The sequence below is a fragment of the Herbaspirillum sp. 1173 genome, assembly GCF_031455335.1.
Lineage (GTDB): Bacteria > Pseudomonadota > Gammaproteobacteria > Burkholderiales > Burkholderiaceae_D > Herbaspirillum > Herbaspirillum huttiense.
Genome location: NZ_JAVDSP010000001.1, coordinates 51,028 through 74,806 on the forward strand (window position 1 = coordinate 51,028; position 23,779 = coordinate 74,806).

24 protein-coding genes and 1 tRNA gene are annotated in these 23,779 nt (G+C 60.7%); 14 read left to right on the top strand and 11 right to left on the bottom strand.

Annotated elements, in window-relative coordinates; translation table 11 throughout:
* Positions 1 to 100: 100 nt before the first annotated feature.
* Both J2X56_RS00230 and lolA read left to right on the top strand, forming a co-directional pair.
* Positions 101 to 2,449 carry a DNA translocase FtsK 4TM domain-containing protein gene (locus tag J2X56_RS00230; RefSeq protein WP_310157147.1) on the top strand — a complete coding sequence of 783 codons (2,349 nt, stop codon included), beginning with the start codon at positions 101 to 103 and terminating at the stop codon, positions 2,447 to 2,449.
* Between the two features lie 125 nt (positions 2,450 to 2,574).
* Positions 2,575 to 3,288 (top strand): outer membrane lipoprotein chaperone LolA, encoded by a 714-nt coding sequence (gene lolA, locus J2X56_RS00235; RefSeq protein ID WP_134135188.1) that lies wholly within the window; start codon positions 2,575 to 2,577, stop codon positions 3,286 to 3,288.
* A 74-nt stretch (positions 3,289 to 3,362) separates the two neighbouring features.
* On the opposite strand, the gene fdxA is transcribed toward lolA, so the two are convergent.
* Positions 3,363 to 3,701 carry a ferredoxin FdxA gene (fdxA, locus tag J2X56_RS00240; RefSeq protein WP_088753639.1) on the bottom strand — a complete coding sequence of 113 codons (339 nt, stop codon included), beginning with the start codon at positions 3,699 to 3,701 and terminating at the stop codon, positions 3,363 to 3,365.
* Between the two features lie 270 nt (positions 3,702 to 3,971).
* On the opposite strand from fdxA, the gene J2X56_RS00245 reads away from it, so the two are divergent.
* Positions 3,972 to 5,276: a replication-associated recombination protein A gene (locus J2X56_RS00245; protein ID WP_310157157.1), complete on the top strand. Its 1,305-nt coding sequence runs from the start codon at positions 3,972 to 3,974 to the stop codon at positions 5,274 to 5,276.
* 49 nt (positions 5,277 to 5,325) lie between these two features.
* Here the strand turns inward: J2X56_RS00245 and J2X56_RS00250 are convergent, their stop codons facing one another.
* The 4 genes from J2X56_RS00250 to J2X56_RS00265 all read right to left on the bottom strand — a co-directional run bounded on the left by J2X56_RS00250 (position 5,326) and on the right by J2X56_RS00265 (position 8,528).
* The gene (locus J2X56_RS00250) at positions 5,326 to 5,655 is read right to left on the bottom strand and encodes an H-NS family nucleoid-associated regulatory protein (RefSeq protein WP_034331785.1); all 330 of its coding nucleotides are present in this window, start codon (positions 5,653 to 5,655) and stop codon (positions 5,326 to 5,328) included.
* A gap of 85 nt (positions 5,656 to 5,740) precedes the next feature.
* A complete protein-coding gene (locus tag J2X56_RS00255) occupies positions 5,741 to 6,430 on the bottom strand; it encodes a hypothetical protein (protein WP_209569129.1) in 690 nt (229 codons plus the stop codon).
* Positions 6,394 to 7,722, bottom strand: a complete 1,329-nt coding sequence (locus J2X56_RS00260; protein WP_310157162.1) for a DUF6402 family protein — start codon at positions 7,720 to 7,722, stop codon at positions 6,394 to 6,396. Before J2X56_RS00260 ends, J2X56_RS00255 begins: the two co-directional genes overlap by 37 nt.
* 164 nt (positions 7,723 to 7,886) lie before the next feature.
* Positions 7,887 to 8,528: an alanyl-tRNA editing protein gene (locus tag J2X56_RS00265; protein ID WP_204725356.1), complete on the bottom strand. Its 642-nt coding sequence runs from the start codon at positions 8,526 to 8,528 to the stop codon at positions 7,887 to 7,889.
* A 97-nt stretch (positions 8,529 to 8,625) separates the two neighbouring features.
* Between J2X56_RS00265 and J2X56_RS00270 the strand changes: the two genes are divergently transcribed.
* On the top strand, positions 8,626 to 9,573 hold the full coding sequence (locus tag J2X56_RS00270) for a LysR family transcriptional regulator (protein ID WP_310157166.1): 948 nt from the start codon (positions 8,626 to 8,628) through the stop codon (positions 9,571 to 9,573).
* Between the two features lie 5 nt (positions 9,574 to 9,578).
* On the opposite strand, the gene J2X56_RS00275 is transcribed toward J2X56_RS00270, so the two are convergent.
* Positions 9,579 to 10,202, bottom strand: a complete 624-nt coding sequence (locus J2X56_RS00275) for an anaphase-promoting protein (RefSeq protein ID WP_134135195.1) — start codon at positions 10,200 to 10,202, stop codon at positions 9,579 to 9,581.
* 174 nt (positions 10,203 to 10,376) lie between these two features.
* On the opposite strand from J2X56_RS00275, the gene serS reads away from it, so the two are divergent.
* Positions 10,377 to 11,678, top strand: coding sequence for a serine--tRNA ligase (serS, locus tag J2X56_RS00280; RefSeq protein WP_134135196.1), 1,302 nt, complete (start codon positions 10,377 to 10,379; stop codon positions 11,676 to 11,678).
* A 101-nt stretch (positions 11,679 to 11,779) separates the two neighbouring features.
* Here the strand turns inward: serS and J2X56_RS00285 are convergent, their stop codons facing one another.
* On the bottom strand, positions 11,780 to 13,660 hold the full coding sequence (locus J2X56_RS00285) for a GGDEF domain-containing protein (protein WP_134135197.1): 1,881 nt from the start codon (positions 13,658 to 13,660) through the stop codon (positions 11,780 to 11,782).
* A 275-nt stretch (positions 13,661 to 13,935) separates the two neighbouring features.
* Between J2X56_RS00285 and J2X56_RS00290 the strand changes: the two genes are divergently transcribed.
* Positions 13,936 to 14,025 (top strand) — tRNA-Ser (locus J2X56_RS00290).
* A 322-nt stretch (positions 14,026 to 14,347) separates the two neighbouring features.
* Positions 14,348 to 16,093, top strand: coding sequence for a diguanylate cyclase (locus J2X56_RS00295; RefSeq protein ID WP_310157173.1), 1,746 nt, complete (start codon positions 14,348 to 14,350; stop codon positions 16,091 to 16,093).
* Here the strand turns inward: J2X56_RS00295 and J2X56_RS00300 are convergent, their stop codons facing one another.
* Both J2X56_RS00300 and J2X56_RS00305 read right to left on the bottom strand, forming a co-directional pair.
* Entirely contained in the window at positions 16,094 to 17,116 is a 1,023-nt protein-coding gene (locus J2X56_RS00300; RefSeq protein ID WP_121039511.1) for a LacI family DNA-binding transcriptional regulator, read from the bottom strand. It abuts the gene before it with no gap.
* 101 nt (positions 17,117 to 17,217) lie between these two features.
* Positions 17,218 to 17,643, bottom strand: coding sequence for a MarR family winged helix-turn-helix transcriptional regulator (locus J2X56_RS00305; RefSeq protein ID WP_121039514.1), 426 nt, complete (start codon positions 17,641 to 17,643; stop codon positions 17,218 to 17,220).
* A gap of 140 nt (positions 17,644 to 17,783) precedes the next feature.
* On the opposite strand from J2X56_RS00305, the gene J2X56_RS00310 reads away from it, so the two are divergent.
* The 3 genes from J2X56_RS00310 to J2X56_RS00320 all read left to right on the top strand — a co-directional run bounded on the left by J2X56_RS00310 (position 17,784) and on the right by J2X56_RS00320 (position 19,797).
* The gene (locus J2X56_RS00310; RefSeq protein WP_310157189.1) at positions 17,784 to 18,998 is read left to right on the top strand and encodes an HPP family protein; all 1,215 of its coding nucleotides are present in this window, start codon (positions 17,784 to 17,786) and stop codon (positions 18,996 to 18,998) included.
* 72 nt (positions 18,999 to 19,070) lie between these two features.
* Positions 19,071 to 19,199 carry a hypothetical protein gene (locus J2X56_RS00315; RefSeq protein WP_256497641.1) on the top strand — a complete coding sequence of 43 codons (129 nt, stop codon included), beginning with the start codon at positions 19,071 to 19,073 and terminating at the stop codon, positions 19,197 to 19,199.
* Positions 19,200 to 19,578: 379 nt separating this feature from the next.
* Positions 19,579 to 19,797 (top strand): DUF1289 domain-containing protein, encoded by a 219-nt coding sequence (locus J2X56_RS00320; RefSeq protein WP_034331679.1) that lies wholly within the window; start codon positions 19,579 to 19,581, stop codon positions 19,795 to 19,797.
* On the opposite strand, the gene J2X56_RS00325 is transcribed toward J2X56_RS00320, so the two are convergent.
* A complete protein-coding gene (locus tag J2X56_RS00325) occupies positions 19,791 to 20,429 on the bottom strand; it encodes a Maf-like protein (RefSeq protein WP_310157199.1) in 639 nt (212 codons plus the stop codon). The genes J2X56_RS00320 and J2X56_RS00325 overlap by 7 nt on opposite strands.
* A 157-nt stretch (positions 20,430 to 20,586) precedes the next feature.
* On the opposite strand from J2X56_RS00325, the gene J2X56_RS00330 reads away from it, so the two are divergent.
* Positions 20,587 to 21,117, top strand: a complete 531-nt coding sequence (locus J2X56_RS00330; protein WP_121039520.1) for a DUF177 domain-containing protein — start codon at positions 20,587 to 20,589, stop codon at positions 21,115 to 21,117.
* Positions 21,118 to 21,230: 113 nt separating this feature from the next.
* On the top strand, positions 21,231 to 21,413 hold the full coding sequence (gene rpmF, locus J2X56_RS00335; RefSeq protein WP_006463510.1) for a 50S ribosomal protein L32: 183 nt from the start codon (positions 21,231 to 21,233) through the stop codon (positions 21,411 to 21,413).
* A 6-nt stretch (positions 21,414 to 21,419) separates the two neighbouring features.
* Here the strand turns inward: rpmF and J2X56_RS00340 are convergent, their stop codons facing one another.
* The gene (locus J2X56_RS00340; RefSeq protein ID WP_157845740.1) at positions 21,420 to 21,662 is read right to left on the bottom strand and encodes a hypothetical protein; all 243 of its coding nucleotides are present in this window, start codon (positions 21,660 to 21,662) and stop codon (positions 21,420 to 21,422) included.
* Between J2X56_RS00340 and plsX the strand changes: the two genes are divergently transcribed.
* Positions 21,634 to 22,731, top strand: a complete 1,098-nt coding sequence (gene plsX, locus J2X56_RS00345) for a phosphate acyltransferase PlsX (RefSeq protein ID WP_034331681.1) — start codon at positions 21,634 to 21,636, stop codon at positions 22,729 to 22,731. The two genes, J2X56_RS00340 and plsX, sit on opposite strands and share 29 nt — an antisense overlap.
* Positions 22,732 to 22,748: 17 nt before the next feature.
* Positions 22,749 to 23,735: a beta-ketoacyl-ACP synthase III gene (locus J2X56_RS00350; RefSeq protein WP_121039523.1), complete on the top strand. Its 987-nt coding sequence runs from the start codon at positions 22,749 to 22,751 to the stop codon at positions 23,733 to 23,735.
* The last annotated feature ends 44 nt before the right edge of the window (positions 23,736 to 23,779 follow it).

Sequence of the window (23,779 nt, forward strand, 5' to 3'; positions counted from 1 at the left end):
TCAAGGTCAGTGCAGCGGGTTTCCCGCCGCCCAGCGCAAAACCGCGAAGCGCCAAGTCAATGCCGTTACAATGACGGCTAGTTTTTTTTGTACGGAAGTTATGTCCAAGACGAGTCAAGCCCACATCCGCACCAACAAGACGCCGGCACCTCCCATGCCCAACCGTCTGGTACGGCTGTTATCGGAGGCGCGCTGGCTGGCGCTGGCGGCCTTGCTGGCCTATCTGGCGCTGATCCTGCTGAGCTATGCCAAGACCGACCCCGGCTGGTCGGTGGCCAGCTCGGTGCCGCGCGTGGGCAACTGGGGCGGCCGCGTCGGTGCCTGGATGGCCGACTTGCTGCTCTACATCTTCGGGCTCTCCGCCTGGTGGTGGTGCGTCTTGCTGGGGCGCTCGGTGTGGACCGGCTACCGGCGCCTGTCGAATCGCTTCCTGGTGGCCCAGCCGGTGGAGCCGGAGCATCACCAGGAGCCGCTGATCCGTGCAGTCGGCTTCGTCTTCATGCTGACCGGCAGCATGGGCATCGAATTCACCCGCATGCAGCGCTTTGCGCCCAAGTTGCCGCATTCGTCCGGTGGCGTGCTGGGCGAGATGATCGGTTCGGCCATGCAGCCGACCTTCGGCTTCACGGGCTCCACCTTGTTGCTGCTGCTGCTGTTCGGGCTGGGCTTCTCTCTGCTGTTCCAGGTCTCCTGGCTGGCGGCGGTGGAGCGCATCGGCGGCATGATCGAGGATGGCCTGTTCTGGGTGCGCGACTTCTTCGCCGCCCGGGCCGATCGCCGTGCCGGCCAGGAAGCCGCCGTCAAGCGCGAGGAAACCGTGGTGCAGGAACGCGCCAAGATCGTCGAGGCGCCGCCGATCCGCATCGAGCCCCAAATCGTCGAAGTGCAGAAATCCGACCGCGTCCAGAAGGAGAAGCAGACCAGCCTCTTCGATGACCTCAACAGCGAATTGCCGCCGTTGTCGCTGCTGGATGAAGCACCGCCGGCGCAACAGACGGTCTCGGTGGAAACCCTGGAATTCACCAGCCGCCTGATCGAAAAGAAGCTGGCCGACTTCGGTGTCGAGGTCAAGGTGGTGGCGGCCTATCCCGGCCCGGTGATCACCCGCTATGAAATCGAACCGGCCACGGGCGTCAAGGGCAGCCAGATCGTCAACCTGGCGCGCGACCTGGCGCGCTCGCTGTCGCTGACGTCGATTCGCGTGGTGGAAGTCATCCAGGGCAAGAATTTCATGGGCCTGGAGCTGCCCAATCCCAAGCGCCAGATCGTGCGCCTGACCGAGATCCTCGGCTCCAAGGTCTACAACGACAGCCATTCCAGCCTGACCGTGGCGCTGGGCAAGGACATTGCCGGCAACCCGGTGGTGGCCGACCTGGCCAAGATGCCGCACTTGCTGGTGGCCGGTACCACCGGTTCGGGCAAGTCGGTGGGGATCAACGCCACCATTCTTTCGCTGCTGTACAAATCTTCGCCGCGCCAGGTGCGCCTGATCCTGATCGATCCCAAGATGCTGGAACTGTCGATCTACGAAGGCATTCCGCACCTGCTGGCGCCGGTGGTGACCGACATGCGCCAGGCCGGCCATGCCCTGAACTGGGCGGTGGAAGAGATGGAGCGCCGCTACAAGAAGATGTCCAAGCTGGGCGTGCGCAACCTGGCCGGTTACAACCAGAAGATCATCGATGCCGAGAAGCGCGGCGAGAAGATCCCCAATCCTTTCAGCCTCACCCCGGATGCGCCGGAACCGCTGGAGCAGCTGGAAACCATCGTCATCATCATCGACGAGCTGGCCGACCTGATGATGGTGGTGGGCAAGAAGGTGGAAGAACTGATCGCCCGCATCGCCCAGAAGGCGCGCGCGGCCGGCATCCACCTGATCCTGGCCACGCAGCGCCCGTCGGTGGACGTCATCACCGGCCTGATCAAGGCCAACGTGCCTACGCGCATTGCCTTCCAGGTCTCGTCCAAGATCGACTCCCGCACCATCCTTGACCAGATGGGCGCCGAAGCCCTGCTGGGCATGGGTGACATGCTCTACAACGCCCCGGGTACGGCCTTGCCGGTGCGGGTGCACGGCGCCTTCGTCTCGGATGATGAAGTGCATCGCGTGGTGGAGCACCTGAAAGCCCAGGGGGAACCGAATTACATCGAGGGCATCCTAGAGGGAGGCGTGCTGGAGGACGCTGACGCTGACGGTGGCGGTGGCAGCGGTGCTGCGGCCGGTGCCGGTGGCGGCGAAGGCGACGAGATGTACGACCAGGCCGTGGCCGTGGTCCTGAAACATCGCCGGGCCTCGATCTCGCTGGTGCAGCGTCACCTGCGCATCGGCTACAACCGCGCGGCGCGCTTGCTGGAGCAGATGGAGCAAAGCGGCCTGGTCTCCACCATGCAATCCAATGGCAACCGTGAAATCCTGGTGCCGGCAGGTGCCGGCGATGCGGCTGAATAAGCCGGGTTCCGATCCAGTTGCGCGCCAGATTGCATCCCGTCATCAACAGCACGCCCTGAAGGCCGGCCACTGTCGCGCCGGCCGCCACCTTGCAGGTGGCATCCGTCAAGAAGGAATCGAATAACATGGACAATTCCAGAAACGCTTTCCGCTCGCGCACTGCGCAAGCCCGCACGTTCAACCTGCGCCGCCTGGTCATGGCGGCCGGTCTGTCGGCACTGGCGGTGGCCGGTGCCATCGCCATCACCGCGCTGACCCCGGGCCGCGCTTCGGCCGCCGCCCTGGACCAGTTCAAGCAGTTCGTCAGCAGCACGCAATCGGCCAAAGGTGCCTTCACCCAGCGCATGGTGCGGGTCGAGAACGGCAGCTCCAAGGTGGTCAATACGTCCAGCGGCAGCTTCGTGTTTTCGCGTCCGGGCAAATTCATCTGGACCTACCAGAAGCCCTATGAGCAGGTGATCCAGGCTGATGGAGAAAAACTCTTCATCTACGACAAGGACCTCAACCAGGTCACGACCAAGAAACTGGGCAATGCGCTGGGTTCTTCGCCGGCTGCCATCCTTTTCGGCAGCAATGATCTTGAAAAAAACTTCACCCTGAAGGAAGCCGGCACCAAGGATGGCCTGGAATGGCTGCAAGCCGTGCCCAAGAGCAAGGACACGACCTTCGACAACATCGGCATCGGCCTGAAGAACGGCACGCCGGTGGCCATGGAACTGCATGATTCCTTTGGCCAGGTGTCGGTGCTGAGCTTCGACAGCTTCGAGAAGAATCCCCCGCTCAAGGGCAACAGCTTCAACTTCACCGTGCCGAAGGGTGCGGACGTGTTCGAGAACTGACCGGCTTCCCCTTTACGTCAAACAGCCCCGCAGGCTTGCGCTTGCGGGGCTGTTTTCATGTGAGGTGATGCGCCTCAGGGCTCGGGCATCTTCAGCAGTGGCAGCTTGCCGGTAACGTCCTTCCACTGCGCGTGATCGGGCAGGGGCGGCTGGGCCTTGGTGATGGGTTTCCAGCCGGGCAGCTTGGCGAGGCGGGCGTTGAGGTCCTCGAAGTGCGACAGGGCGGCGGGCAGGTCGGTGGCGTTGTAGATGGCGCCGACCGGGCATTCCGGCACGCACATGGAGCAGTCGATGCAGCCGTCCGGATCGATGGCCAAAAAATTAGGGCCTTCCACGAAGCAGTCCATGGGGCAGACGCTGACGCAATCGGTGTACTTGCACTGGATACAGGAATCGGTGACGACGAAGGGCATGGAAAGCAGGGGAAAGGGCAGGTAAAAGGGCGATGTGAAGTAAAACGCGCAGGCCGCATTTTAACCGCTGCGCCCGATGGCTGCAGGCGCAGCCCGTCATCGCGCCATTGCCCTCGCAGCGGCCTGCTGCGTTAGACTACGGCCTTTGGTGAACGCGCCTTGCAATCCGGCGCTGCGCCCGCATCCTGATGACTATGAACTTTATTTCCCTGGCCGCCCTGTGGCCGTCTTCTTTGCCTGTTGATTCCCGCTGCCTGCAGGAGGCTGCCCATGGCTGACCTGTTCGCGCAAGAGCCGGCTGCGCCGCTGGCGGAGGCCCTGCGGCCCAAGACGCTGGACGAGGTGATCGGGCAGTCGCACCTGCTGGGTGAAGGCAAGCCGCTGCGCCTGGCCTTCCAGTCCGGCAAGCCGCATTCGATGATCTTCTGGGGCCCGCCGGGCGTGGGCAAGACCACGCTGGCGCGGCTCACGGCCACCGCCTTCGACTGCGAATTCATCGCGCTCTCGGCGGTGTTTTCGGGCGTGAAGGATATCCGCGCGGCCATGGAGCAGGCCGAGCAGAATCTGGCGCTGGGCAAGCACACCATCCTGTTCGTCGATGAAATCCATCGCTTCAACAAGTCGCAGCAGGATGCGCTGCTGCCCTATGCAGAAAGCGGGCTGGTGACCTTCATCGGGGCCACTACCGAGAATCCTTCCTTCGAGGTCAATTCGGCGCTGCTGTCGCGTGCGCAGGTCTACGTGCTGAAGTCGCTCACCGATGAGGAGCTCAAGCAGCTGCTCAAGCGTGCGCAGGACAAGGCGCTGGGCGACCTGCAGTTCGACGACCAGGCCACGGAGACCATCATCGGATACGCCGATGGCGATGCGCGGCGTTTCCTGAACCTGCTGGAGCAGACCCAGACTGCTGCGCACACGACCGGCACCCAGGTGGTCACGGCGGAATTCCTGCAGAACGCGTTGACGCTCAACAGCCGCCGTTTCGACAAGGGCGGTGACAATTTCTACGATCAGATTTCAGCGCTGCACAAGTCGGTGCGCGGTTCGCATCCGGATGCTGCGTTGTACTGGTTGACGCGCATGCTCGACGGCGGTGCCGATCCGCGCTACCTGTCGCGGCGCATCGTGCGCATGGCGTGGGAAGACATCGGCCTGGCCGACCCGCGCGCCATGCAGATCGCCAACGATGCTGCGCTGACCTATGAGCGGCTGGGCAGCCCCGAGGGTGAACTGGCGCTGGGGCAGGCGGTGATCTACCTGGCGGTGGCGGCCAAGAGCAATGCCGGCTATAACGCCTACAACGCCGCGCGCGCTTTCGTGAAGCAGGACAAGAGCCGCGAAGTGCCGGTGCATCTGCGCAATGCGCCGACCAGGCTGATGAAGGAATTGGGGTATGGGCATGAATATCGGTATGCCCATGATGAGCCCAATGCTTATGCGGCGGGGGAGACTTATCTGCCGGACGGTATTGCCGAGCCGGGGTGGTATCAGCCTGTGCCGCGGGGGTTGGAAATCAAGATTGGTGAGAAGCTGACCCTGCTGAAGAAGTGGGATGAAGAGGCGGGGCAGAATTAAGAAAAAAAGCACCTGATCAGGTGCTTTTTCAACAAAGCGCGGCCGCTTTTCATCGATGAGATTTTCCCTTCACGCGATATTTCTCGATATCGCCGCCCGCATCCATGATCTCCTTGACCCAGCCCGGCTTGCGGCCACGGGCAGCGCCTGACCAGGTGAGATCGCCATTTCGGTACATCACCACCGCCGTTTTGGCGGCAGCTTTCTTGACGGTTTTCTTTCTGGCAGGCGCCAATCCAAGCTGTTCCGCTGTCAGGCCGTATTCAGCGATTTGCTGCTTGATACCGGCGATAACGCTTTCCAGTTCTTTTGCCTTCTGCTTTTCAGCTTGGTCTTGCAGCTTCTTGATTTGCGCTTGGAGATCTGCGTAACTTGTCATTTTTTTCCTTTAATGAAGGAGTGGATCGGGTTGAAATTCACTACGCATCATTGATAGCTCTTTTTTGAGCCAAGTTGCTTAACTTTTAAAATAAATATTTGGCTTTCAATCTATCAATGAGGGATGGCGGCATCGCAATTACGTGGTCCTCCTGCTCTTCATCGTCCTGATAGGTGATGTGGTCATTTCCGATTGCCAGTGGCTCATGTCCGGGTTTGCCATCCCATACGATGACATAACGCCTTTTTACTAGTAGCTCTCCCTGTTCATTTGTAATCGTCAGTTCAACCAGGTCCGGTGCATCATCAGAAAGAATTCCTCCGTGACTTGTCCCGCTTCCACAAATCTTGATCGCGTACCTTTGATTCTGAAATTCCTTGATGCCGCCATTTAATTCATTGGTGTAGTCATACCTGCTGCAATCGAATTTTCTGCTGTTTGCAGCAAGGTAGTTAGTAATTAAAAATATAAAAACAAGAGAAAATGCCAGCCAGAAAATGATGGCCGGTATCATTTTTGGAAATTCTTTTCTTAAGTCATTTCCTTTTGCATTGAGGCCAAAAGCTTTGTTTCCAAAGAAAATCAGAATCAAAAATATGATACCAAGGGCGGTATATTCTTTGAAATACAAAAGAAGGAATAATATTTTTCCTGCTAGTTGGAATTTGCCAATTTGCGAAAGTGCCAATAATCCCGAAGTCACGATAAAAATAAAAATCAGGATGATGGCGATATTCTTTATTGACCAGATAAAGTATTTTCGTATGGACGGCATATTGTTCCAAGACGGAGCGTGATGGGTTTGTTGAGTGCGTAAAGCTCAGGCTGGCTGTAGATCATGAAATCCTGACCACGCTCCTTCTTTTTTCTCCATTCGTTAAACGAACTATTGTAGACGGGCCAGTACACATCCTTCTTCAGAAGCTTTTTCCAGAAACTGGTTCTTGTATCAATTGGATATTTAATTTCATCGCCAAAAGAAAGGTAATCCCAGTCAATATGCAGGCGCTCTTCATTATCAGCCTTGATAGTCGTCTTCCATTGAGAGTTGACAAGGCCGAGGAACTCATTGGCATTCATTAAATAGCTGGTGATCATTCCAGCCTCGTTCCAGTGCCCAAGATATTGGCTTTTGGAGGGGTCTTCATCATTGAATGAGTAATTGTCTTTTAAATAGATGTAAACATGCGTCAGGATTGCCTCTGCGTCCATGCAATATTCATAGGGAGTTTTTTTGTAATTGAAATAGCGTTCTCCTTGGATTTCAAATCTTCCCACTGCGGCATATAAAGCGAAATTTCCTAACGCCGCCGTCACTTCTGTTGGAGTTAGCCAGCTGGATCCATGGAAGGTATTGACCTTTTTTCTCTGGAATTGCCAATCGAGGTGAAATTGCCTTATGTCCGAATTGATAATTCGGGTTGTAAAGCTGGAAGTCGGCCGCGCGCTCCTAGTGCTCCGAAATTCTTCGCTCACTTGTCTGAGAATTTTATTCTTCAGTAGCGCTACAGCCTTGTCCGAATAAATGTCGTCGACAAGCAGATCTCTAAGCTTCGTCTGAACACCTTCGTTTCTGAGAGCCCATTGGAGGGTAACTATTTTGTCGTCCCATGGCTGCTCTGAATCCGGCTTGTTATTGAAGATATGGCTAGGGCCTGCGAACCATTTCCTTGCAAGGTGTGCGGCAACAGGCCAGCCCATTTTGTCCATCGCTTCAGGAACGTCTTGCAGGTCAAATTCGGGAATTTTCTCGTGTGTTTCAGCGTCCAGAATCTGCGCCCCCGGCTCTCGTGGTTGAGTTTGAGGAGATTCCTGCTGTTTCCGCTTTTGAGCTTGCTCTGCAAGTTTCAGCTGTCTTGCCGCTTCCAGCTTTTGTTGGCGCGCCTGCTCGCGCGAGGGCTTTCGTGGCTTGATCTTCTCTGGTGGTGCTGCCCCCGGGGCGGGGCGATCAAAGGAAATCTGTTGCGGGGTGTTGATAGCGACTGCGCCAGCATGCTTCTTCCACTGCGCGCCGCCGAACAAGGTTTTTTCAATCGTGTAGTAAGGAAGCCGTCTTGCCTTTGCCATCGTCACCCCTGAGCATGGTCAAAAAGCTCAGACGGTACGTGCGTGGACTTGCGTTAGAAATCGTCCATAGGTGCGGCATTGGACTCGACGGAGAGAAATGCCCGATTTATTTCAGTCATTCCAAAACGAATTTGACTCCATATTCGGTCGAGTCAGATTTGCACTCAGCCGATGACGTCATACCGGACCAACGCCTCCCCCTTCTTGATCCGCACCGATTCAATCCGAACCTGTCCGATCTCCCCCAGCGCCGCCACGTGCGTCCCGCCACAAGGATAGGCGGGCAATTCGCCAAAGCCGATCTGACGCAAGCCATTTTCCATGGCCATCACACAGGGCAGATCCTGCGCCAGCAATTCATTGCAGCGGCGCTCCAGTTCTGCTGGCACCAGTTCCTGCGCCGTGCCATCAGCTGCAGCACCCACGCCCACCACGCGCGCTTCTCCCGGCCAGTGATGGGCTTTGGTCGGCTTCCATCCCAGTTCCGCCATCACTTGCCCGATCACATGGCCTGCCGAATGCAAGCGGGCATGCAACCGGCGCGGCTCGGCGTCGACGGCCGCCACGGCCGGGCCCGCTGCAACAGGGGCTGCGGTGTAATGAACGATGCCTTCACTTTCGCTGACCACGCGCAGCACTTCCACGTCGCCGATGCGGCCGGTATCGCTGGGTTGGCCGCCGCCCTGAGGATGAAAGGGCGTGGCCGACAGGCGCACGGCGTAGCGGCCATCGTCCTGCGGGGTGCAGTTCAGCACGTGGATGTCGGCGCGCAAGGCGCGGTCGGTCAGGTAGAGGCGTTCAGTCATGGCGAGGCTTTCAATGTGGCTTGCTGCGAGTGTCGTGCATTGTAGCGGCCGCACGAAGTTGCGATAATCCGGCATCGACGCAAAGGATCTTTGCATCATGAGCACAAATCAAAGCATTGCCCTCCTGAACGAAATGGCCGTCTTCGCCAAGGTGGTGGAGACCGGCAGTTTCTCCGAAGCCGCACGCCAGCTGGGCGCCACGCCCTCGGCCACCAGCCGCGCCATCGCCCGCCTGGAAAAGGCGCTGGGTACGCAACTCCTCCAGCGGACCACCCGCAAGCTGCGCCTGAGCGCGAGTGGCGAGGAAATCCACGCCCGCTGCCGCGATATGCTCAATGCCGCGCAAGCCGTGCTGGCCGTCTCCGCTGCCTTCGATGCCGAGCCGCAAGGGCAGGTGAGGGTGAGCGTGCCCAAGGCGGTCGGCCATGCGCTGGTGCATCCGCATATGCCGGATTTCCTGGCCGCCCATCCCAAGGTGGACGTGCTGTTGCGGCTGGAGGACCGCTACATGGACCTCATCGACGATCAGGTCGACCTGGCCATCCGTATCACCGACCAGCCGCCGCCAGGCCTGATGGGCCGGCGCCTGATGCGCATCGACCATCTGCTGTGCGCCACGCCGCACTACCTGCAGCAGCACGGGGCACCTGCGCACCCGCAGGCCTTGAAGGAGCACAGCTGCATTTACTTGGGTGAATCACCGGCGGACGCACGCTGGCGCTTTCGCCGGCAGGGCAAGACCGTCAATGTCGAAGTGCGGGGAAGGTATGCGGCCAACCATACCGGGGTGCGACTCGATGCCACGCTGCGGCATCTGGGCATGGCCAGCCTGCCGTATTTCATCGCCAGGCCGGCATTGGAGGAGGGGAGGCTGGTGCAGGTGCTGCCCCAGTGGAGTTTCAAAACGCGTTATTGCGGTGAGCTGTGGGCACTGTATCCGGCTACGCGCCATCTACCGCCGCGCCTGAGCGCCTTTGTGCAGTTTCTTGCGCAGCGGCTGGCGCAGGAGCCGGCCCTGGCACCGGGCGCCAAGCCGGTGCGCTGAAGGGATCAGGCCGCAGGGCGGTGCCAGATGTGGAAGCTGCCTTCCATGGCGGACATGGCGGCGATCACGGTTTCATAGTTCTTGTCATCGTCGTAGCCGGGCAGGCGCGTCTTCATGGCTTCCATCAAGGCTTCCAGACCATCGGCGTCATTCGGGACCAGCACGCCCTTGATGCCCTCGGCGTCCTTGCCGGCCAGGATCCATTGCGGTTGCGGCAGGGCATCGTCGCTGATACGGATGGTGACGTCATCGATTGCACTCCAGGCGATGCCTTCGCGCTTGGCCCCGCGCACCATGGTGCGGATTTCTTCATCATCGAATTCCACGCTGATCTTGCGTGCCTGCTGGGCCGCCACCCGCGTGGGCGACAGCTCGGCAGCGCCCGGTGCCTGCACTTTCCAGTCAGTCTTGCGGACCTTGGGCGGCACCAGGCGGTTCTTGATCTGCTGGCCGAAGGCGAAGGTGGCACCGAAGGAAAGCCCGGCGATCAGCCCGTAGAACAGGCTGGCCTCGTTGGACATGTAGTGGATGCCGGCCCACAAGCCCACGGCCAGGGCGGCGACCAGGCCCAGCAGGGAAAACAGGACGGGGACTTCGCGCGGCGGGCGGGATTCGGGCTGGACGGACATGGGCAAACGGGTCTCATGAGGGATGCAATGGGCCGCATGGTAACCCGCATGGGCGGTGGCGGCTACCGCTGCGGCCGGATTTTATTGCGGGCACGGCGCACGGGAGGCCCGTGGCGGGCGCGCGACTTGGTACAATCGCGGTTTCGAGCATCAACCCTATCGTAATTTCTTCCCATGATCGACATTCAACTCCTCCGTAAAGACATCGAGAACGTCGCAGCCCGCCTGGCGGCCCGCAAGTTCGTCCTGGACGTGGCCGGCTTCAATGCGCTGGAAGCCGAGCGCAAGCAGATCCAGACCCGTACCGAAGAACTGCAGGGCAAGCGCAATTCGCTGTCCAAGCAGATCGGCATGCTCAAGGGCAAAGGTGAAGACGCTTCCGCCGTCATGGCCGAAGTCAATGGCATCGGCGACGAGTTGAAGGCCTCCGCCACCCGCCTGGAAGAAGTGCAGCAGCAGATGACCCTGTTCCTGCAGGCTGTGCCCAACCTGCCGCACGAATCCGTGCCGGCCGGCAATGACGAAAGCGGCAACGTCGAGCTGCGCAAGGTCGGCACGCCCCGCAGCTTCGACTTCGAGATCAAGGATCACGTCGACGTCGGCGCGCCCCTGGGCCTGGACTTCGATACCGCCACCAAGCTGACCGGTTCGCGCTTCGCCGTACTCAAGGGCGGCATCGCCCGCCTGCATCGCGCGCTGGCGCAGTTCATGCTCAACACCCACACCATGGAGCATGGCTACACCGAGTGCTACACCCCCTACATCGTCAACGCCGACAGCCTGCGCGGCACCGGCCAGTTGCCCAAGTTCGAGGCGGACCTGTTCGCGGCCAAGAAGGGCGGCCAGGAAGGTGAAGCCGAAAACGCCGCACTCTATCTGATCCCGACGGCTGAAGTGCCGCTGACCAACTTCGTGCGCGATGAAATCGTCGCCGGCGACACGCTGCCGCTGAAGTTTACGGCGCACTCGCCTTGCTTCCGCTCGGAAGCCGGTTCCTACGGCCGCGATACGCGCGGCATGATCCGCCAGCACCAGTTCGACAAGGTGGAAATGGTGCAGATCGTCCATCCCGAGAAATCCTACGAAGCCCTGGACGAGATGCTGGGCCACGCCGAGACCATCCTCAAAAAGCTCGGCCTGCCATATCGCGTCATCACCCTGTGCACCGGCGACATGGGCTTTGGTGCGGCCAAGACCTATGACATCGAAGTCTGGCTGCCGGCGCAGAACACCTATCGCGAGATCTCCTCGGTCTCCAACTGTGAAGCCTTCCAGGCGCGCCGCATGCAGGCCCGCTTCCGCAATGCCCAGGGCAAGCCTGAACTGCTGCATACCCTGAACGGTTCCGGCCTGGCTGTGGGACGCACCCTGGTGGCCGTGCTGGAAAACTACCAGCAGGCCGATGGCAGCGTGGAAATCCCCGAGGTGCTGCAGCCCTACATGGGCGGCGTGACCAAGCTGGTGCCGGGCGTCTGATTCAGTTTTCCAGAGTGCCAAATGAAGACGGCTGCCTTGCAAGAGGCAGCCGTTTTTTTATCGTCGCACCGGGCGAGAAAACGTTTTCGTGAGGAGCCTTGCTAAGCGTCCTTGAGCGCCCAGGAGAAGGTCGTCGGGATGCGGCGCTCGATGAAGAGGCTGTTGCCCTGGATCTTCTTGGCTTCCTTCTTGGCGCGGGTGGCGGCCGAGGCGATCTGGTGCGGTGAGGAGTATTGCGAAGGTTCGATCTTCACCGAGCCCAGCGACAGCGAGACCAGCGGGTGGAACACCCGGTTGCCCTGGCGATCCTCGGTGTAGTAGCCATTGCGCTGCACGTCTTCGTCGTAGTAGAAGGCGCGGGTCTCGGCTTCGAAGGTATCGAGGATGGTGCGGCAGCGCTTTTCCCAATCCTCGCTCTGGAACAGGATGAGGAAATCGTCCCCGCCGATGTGGCCGATGAAGTCCAGGTTGGGGTCGCAGGCCTGCTGCAGCACGCGGCCGGTGGCCTGGATCATGTCATCGCCCTTGCGATAGCCGTAGACATCGTTGAAGGGCTTGAACTGATCGAGGTCGCAGTAGCAGATGCAGAATTCCACCCCGCTTTGCAGCAGGTATTCGATGTGATCGTTGATGGGCACGTTGCCCGGCAACTGCGTCAGCGGATTGGCATGGCGGGCAGCGTCTATCTGCATCTGCGTGATCTCGCGCAGCAGGTCGTGGCCGGTGCCCAGCCCGACGTACTGGCCGCGGTCGGTGATGATGAAGCCGTTGGAGAGATGGTGCGATTCGGCATGCACCAGCAGGTTGGAGAGGTCCTGCAGGCTGGTGTCCTGCTCGGTCAGGATGGGATTGGGGTCCATGAAGAAGGCGCAGGACTTCTTGCCATACAGTTCGCGGCCGTACAGGCGGGCAAAGCGCTCCACCATGCTGTAGCGGTTGATGAGCCCGATCGGCAAGCCATTGCTGACCACCGGCAAGGCCTGCAGCTGCGGATCGTTGACGAACATGTCGTAGGCCGCATCATTGGTCACTTCCGGGCTGACGTACTGGGTCTCGCGCAGCAGCTTGGCGACGGTGGCGCTGCGCTTGCCGGGGCCATACTTGTTGGCGGCCAGCGGGACCTTGTCGCGCCGCAGGGTTTTGGTGACATCGTCCGAGATCGAGACCGGCGGCTCCGGTAGCGGACGCGAGATGTGATAGCCCTGGCCGCAGGCAATGCCGAGGTCGCGGATAGTCAGCAGTTCGGCCTGGGATTCGATGCCTTCGGCGATGACGATGGAGCCGGACTTTTCGGCAATCTCCTGGATCGAGCGCACGAACTGCAGCTTCATCGGATCATGGTTGATCCCTTGCACGAAGTGCATGTCCACCTTGACGTATTCCGGCTGCAGCTCCGACCACAGGCGCAGGCTGGAGAAACCTTCACCCAGATCGTCGATGGCGATCTGGAAGCCCATGTCGCGGTAATGCATGGCCGCATTGCGCAGCAGGGCATAGTCGTAGGTCGGCTCGTTCTCGGTCAGTTCGATGATGATGCGCTGCGGATTGACGCCCAGCTTTTCCAGATAGCGCAGGGTCTCGCCCTGGATCGCCTCCGGCTGCATCAGTGCCCCCGGCGACACGTTCAGGAACAGATTGCCCGGCAAGCCCAGTTGCGCGAAGCGGGTCATCACGATGTGGCGGCACAGATATTCCATCTGTACCGACAGGTTGTGCGCGCGTGCCACCTTGAACAGCGCCAGCGGCGAATGCAGCGGGGTATTGGAGGGGCCGCGGATCAAACCTTCATATCCCAGGATCTCGCCGTTGCGCATGCGCACGATGGGCTGGAACAGCGCCGACAACTTGCGTTGAGCAATGATCTCATGCAGCAATGACAACATCGGATCGTCGGCGCCGCGCAGGGCCGCACCGGAGGCGCGGGCGATCAGATCGACGACTTCGGCGCCGAGCGGAAAGATTGGATTGGAGAGGGGAGCCATCTGGCTGAATCCGGATTCGAGAGAGTCAAAGAACGGCAATGCATCGCAAAATAGTTTACGGATCCTAGAAGTGATTTATGACAAGATGATGATAAGCAATTCAGCTTGATGGTTTTATGTATGAACTTTGCTTCTGCTAGTCTGTCCGGCGGGAGATGCAATGACGAGGAGATAAGTTTTTTGAATATTTTTTAAAAAATAGTTCCACTCTGAAAATAGTTCTGCTATAGTCGCTGTCTTCGCTGCACCACGCAGTGAAACGACCGAAGTTGACCGGAGAGGTGGCAGAGTGGTCGAATGTACCTGACTCGAAATCAGGCGTACGGTTTCCCGTACCGTGGGTTCGAATCCCACCCTCTCCGCCAGTTGGCTCAAGTGTTGTGAAGCTGTAGAGATAAGGCTCTGATTTTGTCAGGGCCTTATTTTTTTTGTCCGTCGGTTCCGCGCTGGAGGGAGTGCGGTCGGCGGCAAATCATTGACTGGTCACCGGATGTTTTTCGAGGGGGAGAACATCGGCGTTGCGCCAGAGCCGTCCCATGTACTGGGAGGGTTCCTGCCGGTTTCGTGGCATCGCCGCGATAGTCCGGACAAATTTCTTCCCGCTCGCGAAGTCGCCGCGCCACCCTTGGCTGCGGCTTGATATATTCGTCTCATGCATCTGCGTTTGCTTTCCATGGCGGGCTCATCATGTCCCTGAATCGTCTGTTCCGGCTGATCTCGGTCGCCTTGCTGGCGCTGTTCCTGGCGTTTGCGGTGGCCCTGGTCTGGACGGAGTGGAGCACCTACCGCAGCGGTGCCAACAGCGTGCCGGCCTTGCGCAAGCTGCGCCTGGCGCTGCTGGCGATGGAAAAGATTTCCGCCGAACGTGGTCCGGCCAACGCCGTCATGGGGGCCGGTGCCTCGCTGCCGCCGGAGCTGCAGGCCAGGCTGGCCAATGCCCGCGCCCAGAGCGATGCCGCCCTGAGCCAATTGCGCGCTGCGCTGGAGGCGGATGCCAGGCTGCGGCAGTCGTGGGCCATGGACAAGGTGCGGCTGGTCCAGCAAGGCCTGGGTCCGGCGCGGGCCAATGTTGACCGGGTGGCGCGCCTGGCGCCGCAGGATCGCAGCGACGTGCTGGTGGTCTCGGCCGTCAGCAGCATGGTCGATCTGATGCCGTTGATGGTGCGCGTGGTGAGTGATCTGAGCAATGAGGCTGACCGCGCCGATCCCTTGCTGCGTGATGGCCTCTCGGCCGTGCGCGCGGTTGCCAGCCTGCGAGAGTATGCCGGGCAGGTCGGGTCGCGTTTCGTCGCCCCACTGATTGCGCATCGTCAGCTGACCCAGGATGAAGTCATCGAAATCGGACGCCTCTATGGCCGCATCGAGTTGTTGCGCAACTTCATCGCCGGCCAGTTGGGCAGTTACAGTCGCGCCCCGGAATTCGCCGCGGCCCTGGAGCGGGTGGAGAAGGAATATTTCGACAGTGGCTTCCAGTTCCTCGATTTCCTGCTCCAGATTGGCCTGAAATCCGGTGACTTCGGGGTCACGCCCTCCGATCTCTTCAAGTTCTATGTGCCCTCGATGGCCTCCGTCACCGATCTGCGCGATCTGCTGCTCGATGATCTGCTGGAGCAGGCGGAGCGCCACAATACGCGGGCCCGCAACCTGTTGATTCTGGTGGTGAGCCTGACGCTGGTGGCTTGCCTGTTCTTCCAGATGCTGGTGGTGCTGATCGGGCGGCGTGTGGTGCGTCCGCTGGTGCAGGCGACCGATCTGGTGTCGGGTCTGGTGGACGGCAAGCTGGAGCAGGAAATCCCCGAGGCCCGCCATCAGGATGAGATCGGCGCGATGATGCGTGCGCTGCGCGTGCTCAAGCAGCGCATGCGCGAGCGCAACAGTCTGGCCAAGGAGCGCGAGGCGCTGATCACGCAATTGCAGACCTCATCCAATACCGATTTCCTGACCGGCGTATTGAACCGCCGCGCCTTCTACGCCCATGCCGATCAGCAGCTGGGTGTGGCGCAACGCTATGGGCGGGCGGTGTCGGTGGTGCTGTTCGACATCGATCATTTCAAGCGCATCAACGACAGCTACGGTCACCAGGCCGGCGACGCCATCCTGATCGGCGTGAGCCAGTGTGTGGCGCAGCTGCTGCGCAAGGTGGATGTGCTGGCGCGCTATGGCGGCGAAGAATTCATCATCCTGCTGCCCGAATCCGATCTGGCGCAGGCCGCCGCCGTGGCTGACAAGCTGCGGGCGGCGCTGGAAGAGCGCGTGTTCGAGACCGAAGGGGATCGCCGTATCAATGTGACGGCCAGTTTCGGCGTGGCTACGCTGGCCGGAGGAGAGGCGCTGGACAAGCTGACCAAGCGCGCCGACATCGCGCTCTACCGCGCCAAGCGGCTGGGGCGCAATCGGGTCGAGCTGGCCGGGGATGAGCTGGAAGAGCCCTGATCAGGCGCTGTCGCGTTCCAGGATGGAATAGCCCAGATCGCACACCGCTTGCGCGACCGGCTGGCTGTCGAAGCGGGTGAGCAGCATCTCCGCTGCCGTGACGCCGATCTGGTGTGCGCTGATCTGCACCGTGGTAAGGGCGGGCAGGACTTCCGTGGCGATCTCCAGATTGGCGAATCCGGCCAGGGCGATGCGCTTTGGCACCGCGATGCCGCGCCGTGCGCATTCCAGGGCTGCTCCGGCGGCCATGACGTCATTGCTGAAGAAGGCGGCCTCGATGTCCGGCTGCAGCGCCAACAGGCGGCAGATCGTCTCGCGTCCGGCCTGCAGGAAGCTGCCTACCGGCACCACCAGATGCACCGGCTCCGGCGCGCCCTGCGCCAGCAGCGCCTCCCGCATCCCGGCAAAGCGCGCCAGGCCGCGCGGATCATCCCCGCCCACGAAGGCCATGCGGCGATAGCCCTTGCGCACCAGATACTCCCCCATGGCCTGCCCGGCCGCATGGTTGTCGAAGCCGACCAGCATGTCGATGGGCTGCGGGCTCATGTCCCAGGTTTCCACTACCGGAATGCCGGCCGCCTTGAGGCGCTGGCGCGTGCGCGCCGAATGTTGTACGCCGGTCAGCACCAGGCCATCCACCCGGCGGCCGATGAAGGCTTCCACCAGGCCGGTTTCCGCGTCTTCCGAATAATTGGTTTGCCCCAGCAGCAACTGGTAGCCCTGCAGGCTCAGTTGCTCGGACAGTCCGCGCACGGTCTCGGCAAAGATCGAATGGCTGATGGTCGGCACGATGGCCGCCACGATGCGCGTGCGCCGCGACGCCAGGCCGCCGGCCAGCATGTTGGGGATATAGCCCATGCTGCTGATGAAGGATTCGACCCGTTCGCGCGTGGCGGGGGACACCTTTTCCGGCGTATTGATGACCCGCGAGACCGTGATATGCGATACCCCCGCAGCACGCGCCACGTCTTCCTTGGTGATGGCGCGGGTAGGTGCTGCGGCAGGATCGGTTTTGCGGGTCATGGGAAAGGCTGGAGAGAAGTTGTCGCAAGCATAACAGCAGCTGGCCCCGGCCGGTCTTGCGGACATCCACAAGACCGTTGCTGCAAGATGGGTGGCCGCGTTCAGTCGCGGTCGTTGAAGGCCGAGATGTGCGATACCTGGAATACGCCCGACAGTGAGTGCAACTCATTGCGATGCAATTGCGCCAGGCGATGCAGGTATTGCTCGCCCAGTTCGGTCAGGCGCACCTGGACCAGGCGCTTGTCGCGGTCGTCCGGGGTGCGCGTGACCAGGCCGGCTTTCACGCAGCGCGTGACCAGGGCCACGACGCCGTGGTGCTGGGCCTGCAGGCGCTCGGCCAGTTCGCTGATGCTGGCCCATTCGCGGCCGGGATAGCCCTTGATGTGCAGCATGAGCAGGTATTGCAGGGGCGTCAGGCCTTCGCTCTGGGCGGCATCCTCCGAGAAGCGCAGGAAACGGCGCAGCTGGTAGCGAAATTCCGACAGGGCTTCGAAATCGTCTTTTTGCAGGCGGGGCGTGGCATTCATCGGAATGCACCTTCGCTGTGAAGTAAAAGGGAGGGGGGGGCAAACGGGACATATATATCATCTTGTGATGTAATTGTGGCTTTGGCGCGGGCGCTGTCACGCCGCGTGCCGTGTTGAAGACCCGTCGTCACGGAAGGGATATGCCCGATTCTATCTTGCTGTGGTTGAAAAGTTTTATTCCTGCCAAGACCAATGTCGATCGCTTCGAGCGCATGCGTGCTTGCGCTGGCAGTCTGTTCGGCATCCTGCTGGTCGGCCTGACCAGCTATGCGCTGCTGCCGCATGAGGCGCGCACCATCTGGCTGATCGCGCCCATGGGGGCGTCTGCCGTGTTGCTGTTTGCGGTGCCGTCCAGTCCGCTGGCCCAGCCCTGGTCCATCCTGGGCGGCAACCTCTGCGCGGCGCTCATCGGTGTGACCTGCGCGAAGCTGGTGCAGGAGCCGGCCCTGGCGGCGGCGCTGGCCATCGCGCTGGCCATTGGCGGCATGTTCCTGCTGCGCTGCATTCATCCGCCCAGCGGGGCGGTGGCCTTGACGGCGGTGCTGGGCGGGCCGGTGGTGCATGACATGGGCTATGCCTTCGTGCTTTCGCCGGTGCTGCTCAACTCGGCGCTGCTGCTGGCGGCCGCGCTGTTCTACAACAACGCCACCGGACGCCGCTACCCGCATGCCCAGCACAGCGCCGCACCGCATCCGCACCAGACCCGGGATGAATTGCCGATCACGCGGCTGGGGTTCTCGCATGAAGATCTGGACGCAGTCCTGAAGGATTTCAATCAGGTGCTCGACATCGGCCGCGACGATCTTGAAGAAATCTTCCTGCAAACCGAAATACGGGCCTATCACCGCCGCTTCGGCCAGACTCTGTGCGCCGCGGTGATGTCGCGCGATGTGGTCGCGGTGGAATTCGCCACTGGCCTGGACGAGGCCTGGCATCTGTTGCGGCAGCACCGGTTGCGGGCCTTGCCGGTGCTCGATCGCGGGCGGCATGTCATCGGGATCGTCAGTCGTACGGATTTTCTGGAGCATGCCGGCGTGGAAGTGCATACGGGCCTGGCCGCGCAGTTGCGCCGCCTGCTGCATCGGGTGCCGTTCACGCATTCGGACAAGCCGGAAGTGGTCGGCCAGATCATGAGCCGCCCGGTCATTACCGCCCAGGTCGATACGCCGGTGCTGGAACTGGTGCCGCGCATGGCCGATGGCTTGCACCAGATTCCGGTGGTGCAGGCCGATGGCAAGCTGGCCGGCATGCTGACGCAGTCGGATATGATCGCGGCCCTCTATGAGAAAAACCTGGCGGCTACCCGCGCGCTACCGGTAGCCGGCGCGGTGAGCAGCCTGCGTAGCGCCGCCTGATCGGCTTGACAGACGGGCAGGGCGGGCGGAAGGTGGCATTCTTTGCAAGGGAATTCATTCCGGGAGACTGTGATGAGAACGAATGCGCTGATTTTGCTGGGGATCGCTCTGTTATTGTCATTGCAAGCCTGTGACCGCAAGGGCGGCAATCCGCCCAAGCCGATGACGTCGGCGGTGCAGGGTGATTTGCGGATGGGGTGAACGCCGGATGGTGCGGCGGATGCTTGTTGTGGGGCGGTTCTGACGGCAGATATGAAGAATGTGAATATCTGCTATTGCCACAATAAAGCAGACTCGGCCGGGGTGCATCGCTATAGTTGCGCCTGTCTCCTCCAATCTCCTTAAGAAATTGGATTCAAGCCCGCACCTCTTGGTCGCGGGCTTTTTTTTGCCTGTCGGTTTGGTTCGGGGGTGATGAACTCTTCATATCCCTTCTATCAGCAGGGAGAGCTTGCCTTCGGTTCTTGGTAAGATGCGAAGTATCGCGTTGTTGGCCAAGTGAAGGTTTTTGTCCGTATTCCGTTGGGATCCGGGCGGGCCGCTTGCGCAATGCTTCATCTTCCTCATTCAGATTCACTCAATGTCTTCCAGCTCTTCTTCGCAGTCCGCCGTTCCGTCCGCACCCGAGCGCCCCGACACGCCTTGCGTGGCCGTGTGCTCCACCACCTTTGACGATGTCTGCCGCGGCTGCGGCCGAACCGTCGATGAAGTGGCGCAATGGGTCTTCATGGACAAGGATCAGCGCGAAGTGGTGTGGCAGCGCATCCTGGCCGAAGGCTATCCGCGCCGTAATTACTGAGCCGCGCGGCCGGCGCTGAAAAATGGAACGCCGGCCCGGCGCAGCATGCCGGTCAAGGCGATCAGCGGCAGGCCGGTGAGAGCGGTGGGATCGTCGCTGCGAATGCTCTCCAGGATGGCGATGCCCAGGCCCTCGTTCTTGGCGCTGCCGGCACAGTCATAGGGTTGCTCGATACGCAGGTAGGCATCGAGTTCGGCATCTTCCAGGTCGCGGAAGCGCACCACGGTCTGTACATTGCGGACCTGCGCAGCGGCGGCGGCATTGCTTTGGCGGCCATCCCACAGGCACAGCGCCGTATGGAAGATCACTTCGCGCCCGCGCATCAGCTGCAATTGCTTCAAGGCATTGGCGTGATTGCCGGGTTTGCCGATCTGCAGGCCGTCCAGCGTGGCGACCTGGTCCGAGCCGATCACCAGGGCAGGGCCGACCCGGACGGCAATGGCGGCGGCCTTCTCGCGCGCCAGTCGCAAGGCCGTGGCTTCCGGGGTTTCGCCGGGTTGCGGGGTTTCGTCGATGTCCGGGGCCATGGTCTCGAAGGGCAGGCCGAGGCGGCCCAGTAATTCCTTGCGATAGACGGAACTGGAGCCGAGGATCAGGCGGGGCAGGGTGGAATCGGTGCGGTGTTGTGTCATGGTGAAGGCGCGCCACGCGCCGTGCTGAAACAATAAAACCCGGATTTTGGCGGAAATTCGCCACAAAAGTGAGAGTGCTTCCTCCGATGAAGCCATTTTTCGCGAGAATTTCGCAAGCAAGGCGCTAAGGCTTTGACTGGTAAGGAAATTTTCTGTTATGATCGCAGGTTTTCCGGATTCTGCTTTGGCTATGAATGCATTTGTTATCGACGCGTTCGAATTCTGCAGGCTGAAACAGCAGGCGCAGGGTGAGATTCCGGTTGCTGAATTAGGTCGTCTGGCGCAAGAGACGGTTGACCGTTCCGGCACGATTCACTGGGCTCTGTCCGGCGATATCGACAAGCTGGGACATGCTCAACTCAGTCTGGCAGTGTCGGGTGCAGTTAATCTGATCTGTCAGCGTTGCCTGACGGCATTGAATTTCGAGATTGATTCGAAGTCGCTGCTGGTATTGGCAAAAGATGAGGCGCAAGCCGACACCATCGAAGAACTGCTGGATGATGACGAGATCGATGTCATCGTCGGTTCGGCAGCCTTCGACGTGAACTACCTGATCGAGGACGATGCGCTGCTGGCCCTGCCGGTGGCACCCAAGCATGACGTCTGTCCTGACGGTAGCGTGGCGGCCGAGGCCAAAGGTGCTGAACGGGCTTCCCCGTTTGAGGTACTGAAGAAGTTGAAGCAGTAACAAGTATTGTTGGGGAATGTCTGGCAAAGGCCGGGCAGCGGCACAGCGGGGTTGGAGAAACACCGATCCGATGTGTTAAAATTTTCAATCTTAAGTAAGGTTTAGGAGTAATCATGGCCGTTCAACAGAACAAAAAGACCCCGTCCAAGCGCGGTATGCATCGTGCACACGACTTTCTGACTGCACCCCCGCTGGCTGTGGAGCCGACGACTGGTGAAACCCACCTGCGTCACCACATCAGCCCCAACGGTTTCTACCGTGGTCGCAAGGTGCTGAAGACCAAGAACGACGAGTAATCTCATTCATTGAGCTTGCTGTTTTTGGAGAAAAGCGGCGCAATGAGCTTCTGTTTCAGGAGGTTCATTTTGCGCCGCTTTTTTATGTCCGCGACATCCGTCAGCGGACCTGCCTGCCTGCTTGCGTGAAGCTTCATCTGGCGCGCTGTCCGAGTGTGCCATTTTGAAGGCTTTGCAATCTGCCTCATAATGTGGGCTGGCAAGGCTTTGAATCAAATCGATGACCATCAAAATTTCAATCGACTGCATGGGTGGCGATCATGGCCCGTCAGTCACGCTCCCGGCCGCTGCCTCCTTCCTCAAGCGCCAACCTGATGCAGAGCTGATCCTGGTCGGCCAGGAAGCCGTGCTGCAGCCGCTGCTGAAGAAATACAAGCTGGCCGGCGAAGCCCGCATCCGCATCCACAATGCCTCCGAAGTGGTGACCATGGACGACCCGATCGAGGTCGCCCTGCGTCGCAAGAAGGATTCTTCGCTGCGCGTGGCCGTGACCCTGGTCAAGGAGGGGCAGGCCCACGCCGCCGTCTCGGCCGGCAATACCGGTGCCCTCATGGCGGTCTCGCGCTATGTGTTGAAGACCCTGCCGGGCGTGGATCGTCCGGCCATCTGCACCATCCTCCCCAATCAGAAGGATGGTCCCACCTACATGCTCGACCTCGGCGCCAACGTCGACTGCGAGCCACAGCATTTACATCAATTTGCACTCATGGGCTCGGCCCTGGTCGCGGTCATGGAAGGCAAGGCCAAGCCGACCGTGGGCCTGTTGAACGTGGGTGAGGAAGACATGAAGGGCAACGAGCTGGTCAAGGCGACTGCCGCCCTGCTGCGGGCCGATCATGAGAAGGGTATCCTCAACTTCTACGGCAACGTGGAGGGCAACGACATCTTCGAAGGCACGACCGACCTGGTGGTGTGCGACGGTTTCGTGGGCAACGTCACCCTGAAGGCTTCAGAAGGCCTGGGGCGCTTCGTCAAGCAGGTGCTCACCAGCGAATTCAAGAAGGGCATCATCAACAAGCTTGGTGCCCTGATCGCCTATGGTGCCATCAAGGCGCTGTCGCGCCGCCTCAATCCTTCCCGCTACAATGGCGCCAGCTTGCTGGGCCTGAAGGGCCTGGTCTTCAAGAGCCACGGCGGTGCCGATGTGTACGCTTTCGAATGGGCCATCCGCCGCGCGTATGATGCGGCCAAGTATGATGTGCTCGCCCGTATTGCCGCCAGCATGGCGGAGCTGATGCCCCAGGAGCAGGGGCGCACGGCCGAGGCCGCTGCCAAGGCTTTCGAGCCGGCGCCGGTCTCGCTGGATCAACCGAACTAACAGAGCAAGAAGACGGCATGACCACTTACAGCAAAATCGTTGGCACCGGCAGCTACCTGCCGGCCAAGCGCGTCACCAACCATGAGCTGGCCGCACAGCTGGCCGAGCAGGGCATCGAGACCTCGGACGAATGGATCGTCACACGCAGCGGCATCTCCGCGCGCCACTATGCCGAGCCGGGTCAGCTTTCCAGTGATCTCGCCCTGCAAGCGGCGCAGCGCGCCCTGGAAGCGGCGGGCATGCAGGCCAATGACATCGATCTGATCATCATGGCCACCTCCACTCCGGATCACCTGGGTGGTTTCCCGAGCACCGCCTGTGTGGTCCAGCGCAAGCTGGGCATCACCAATGGTGCGCCGGCCATGGATGTGCAGGCCGTCTGCAGCGGCTTTGTCTACGCCATGTCGGTGGCGGACAGCTTCATCAAATCCGGTGCCCACAAGAACGTTCTGGTCATTGGTGCCGAAGTGTTCTCGCGCATTCTGGATTTCAAGGATCGCACCACCTGCGTGCTCTTCGGCGATGGTGCCGGTGCCGTCGTCATGAGCGCCTCGCAGGAGCCGGGCGTGCTGGCGACCAAGCTGCACGCCGATGGCAGCCACGGTCACATCCTGTGCGTGCCGGGCAGCGTCAACAACGGCGCCGTCGCTGGCAGCGCCTACCTGTACATGGATGGCCCGGCGGTCTTCAAGCTGGCCGTTTCCTTGCTGGACAAGGTGGCGCGCGAAGCGCTGGAAGCGGCCAAGATGCAATCCACCGAGGTGGATTGGCTGGTGCCGCACCAGGCCAATATCCGCATCATGCAGGGCACGGCCAAGAAGATGGGGCTGCCGCTGGAAAAGATGGTCGTCACGGTGGCCGAGCATGGCAATACTTCCGCAGCCTCGATTCCCTTGGCGCTGGACCAGGCGGTGCGCGATGGCCGCATCCGGCCGGGGCATACCGTCATGATGGAAGGCGTCGGCGGTGGCTTCACCTGGGGCGCCGTGCTGGCGCGCATGTAAAGCGGGCAGGGGGCTGCTGCGGCAGTCCTTTCGTTCACTGATCT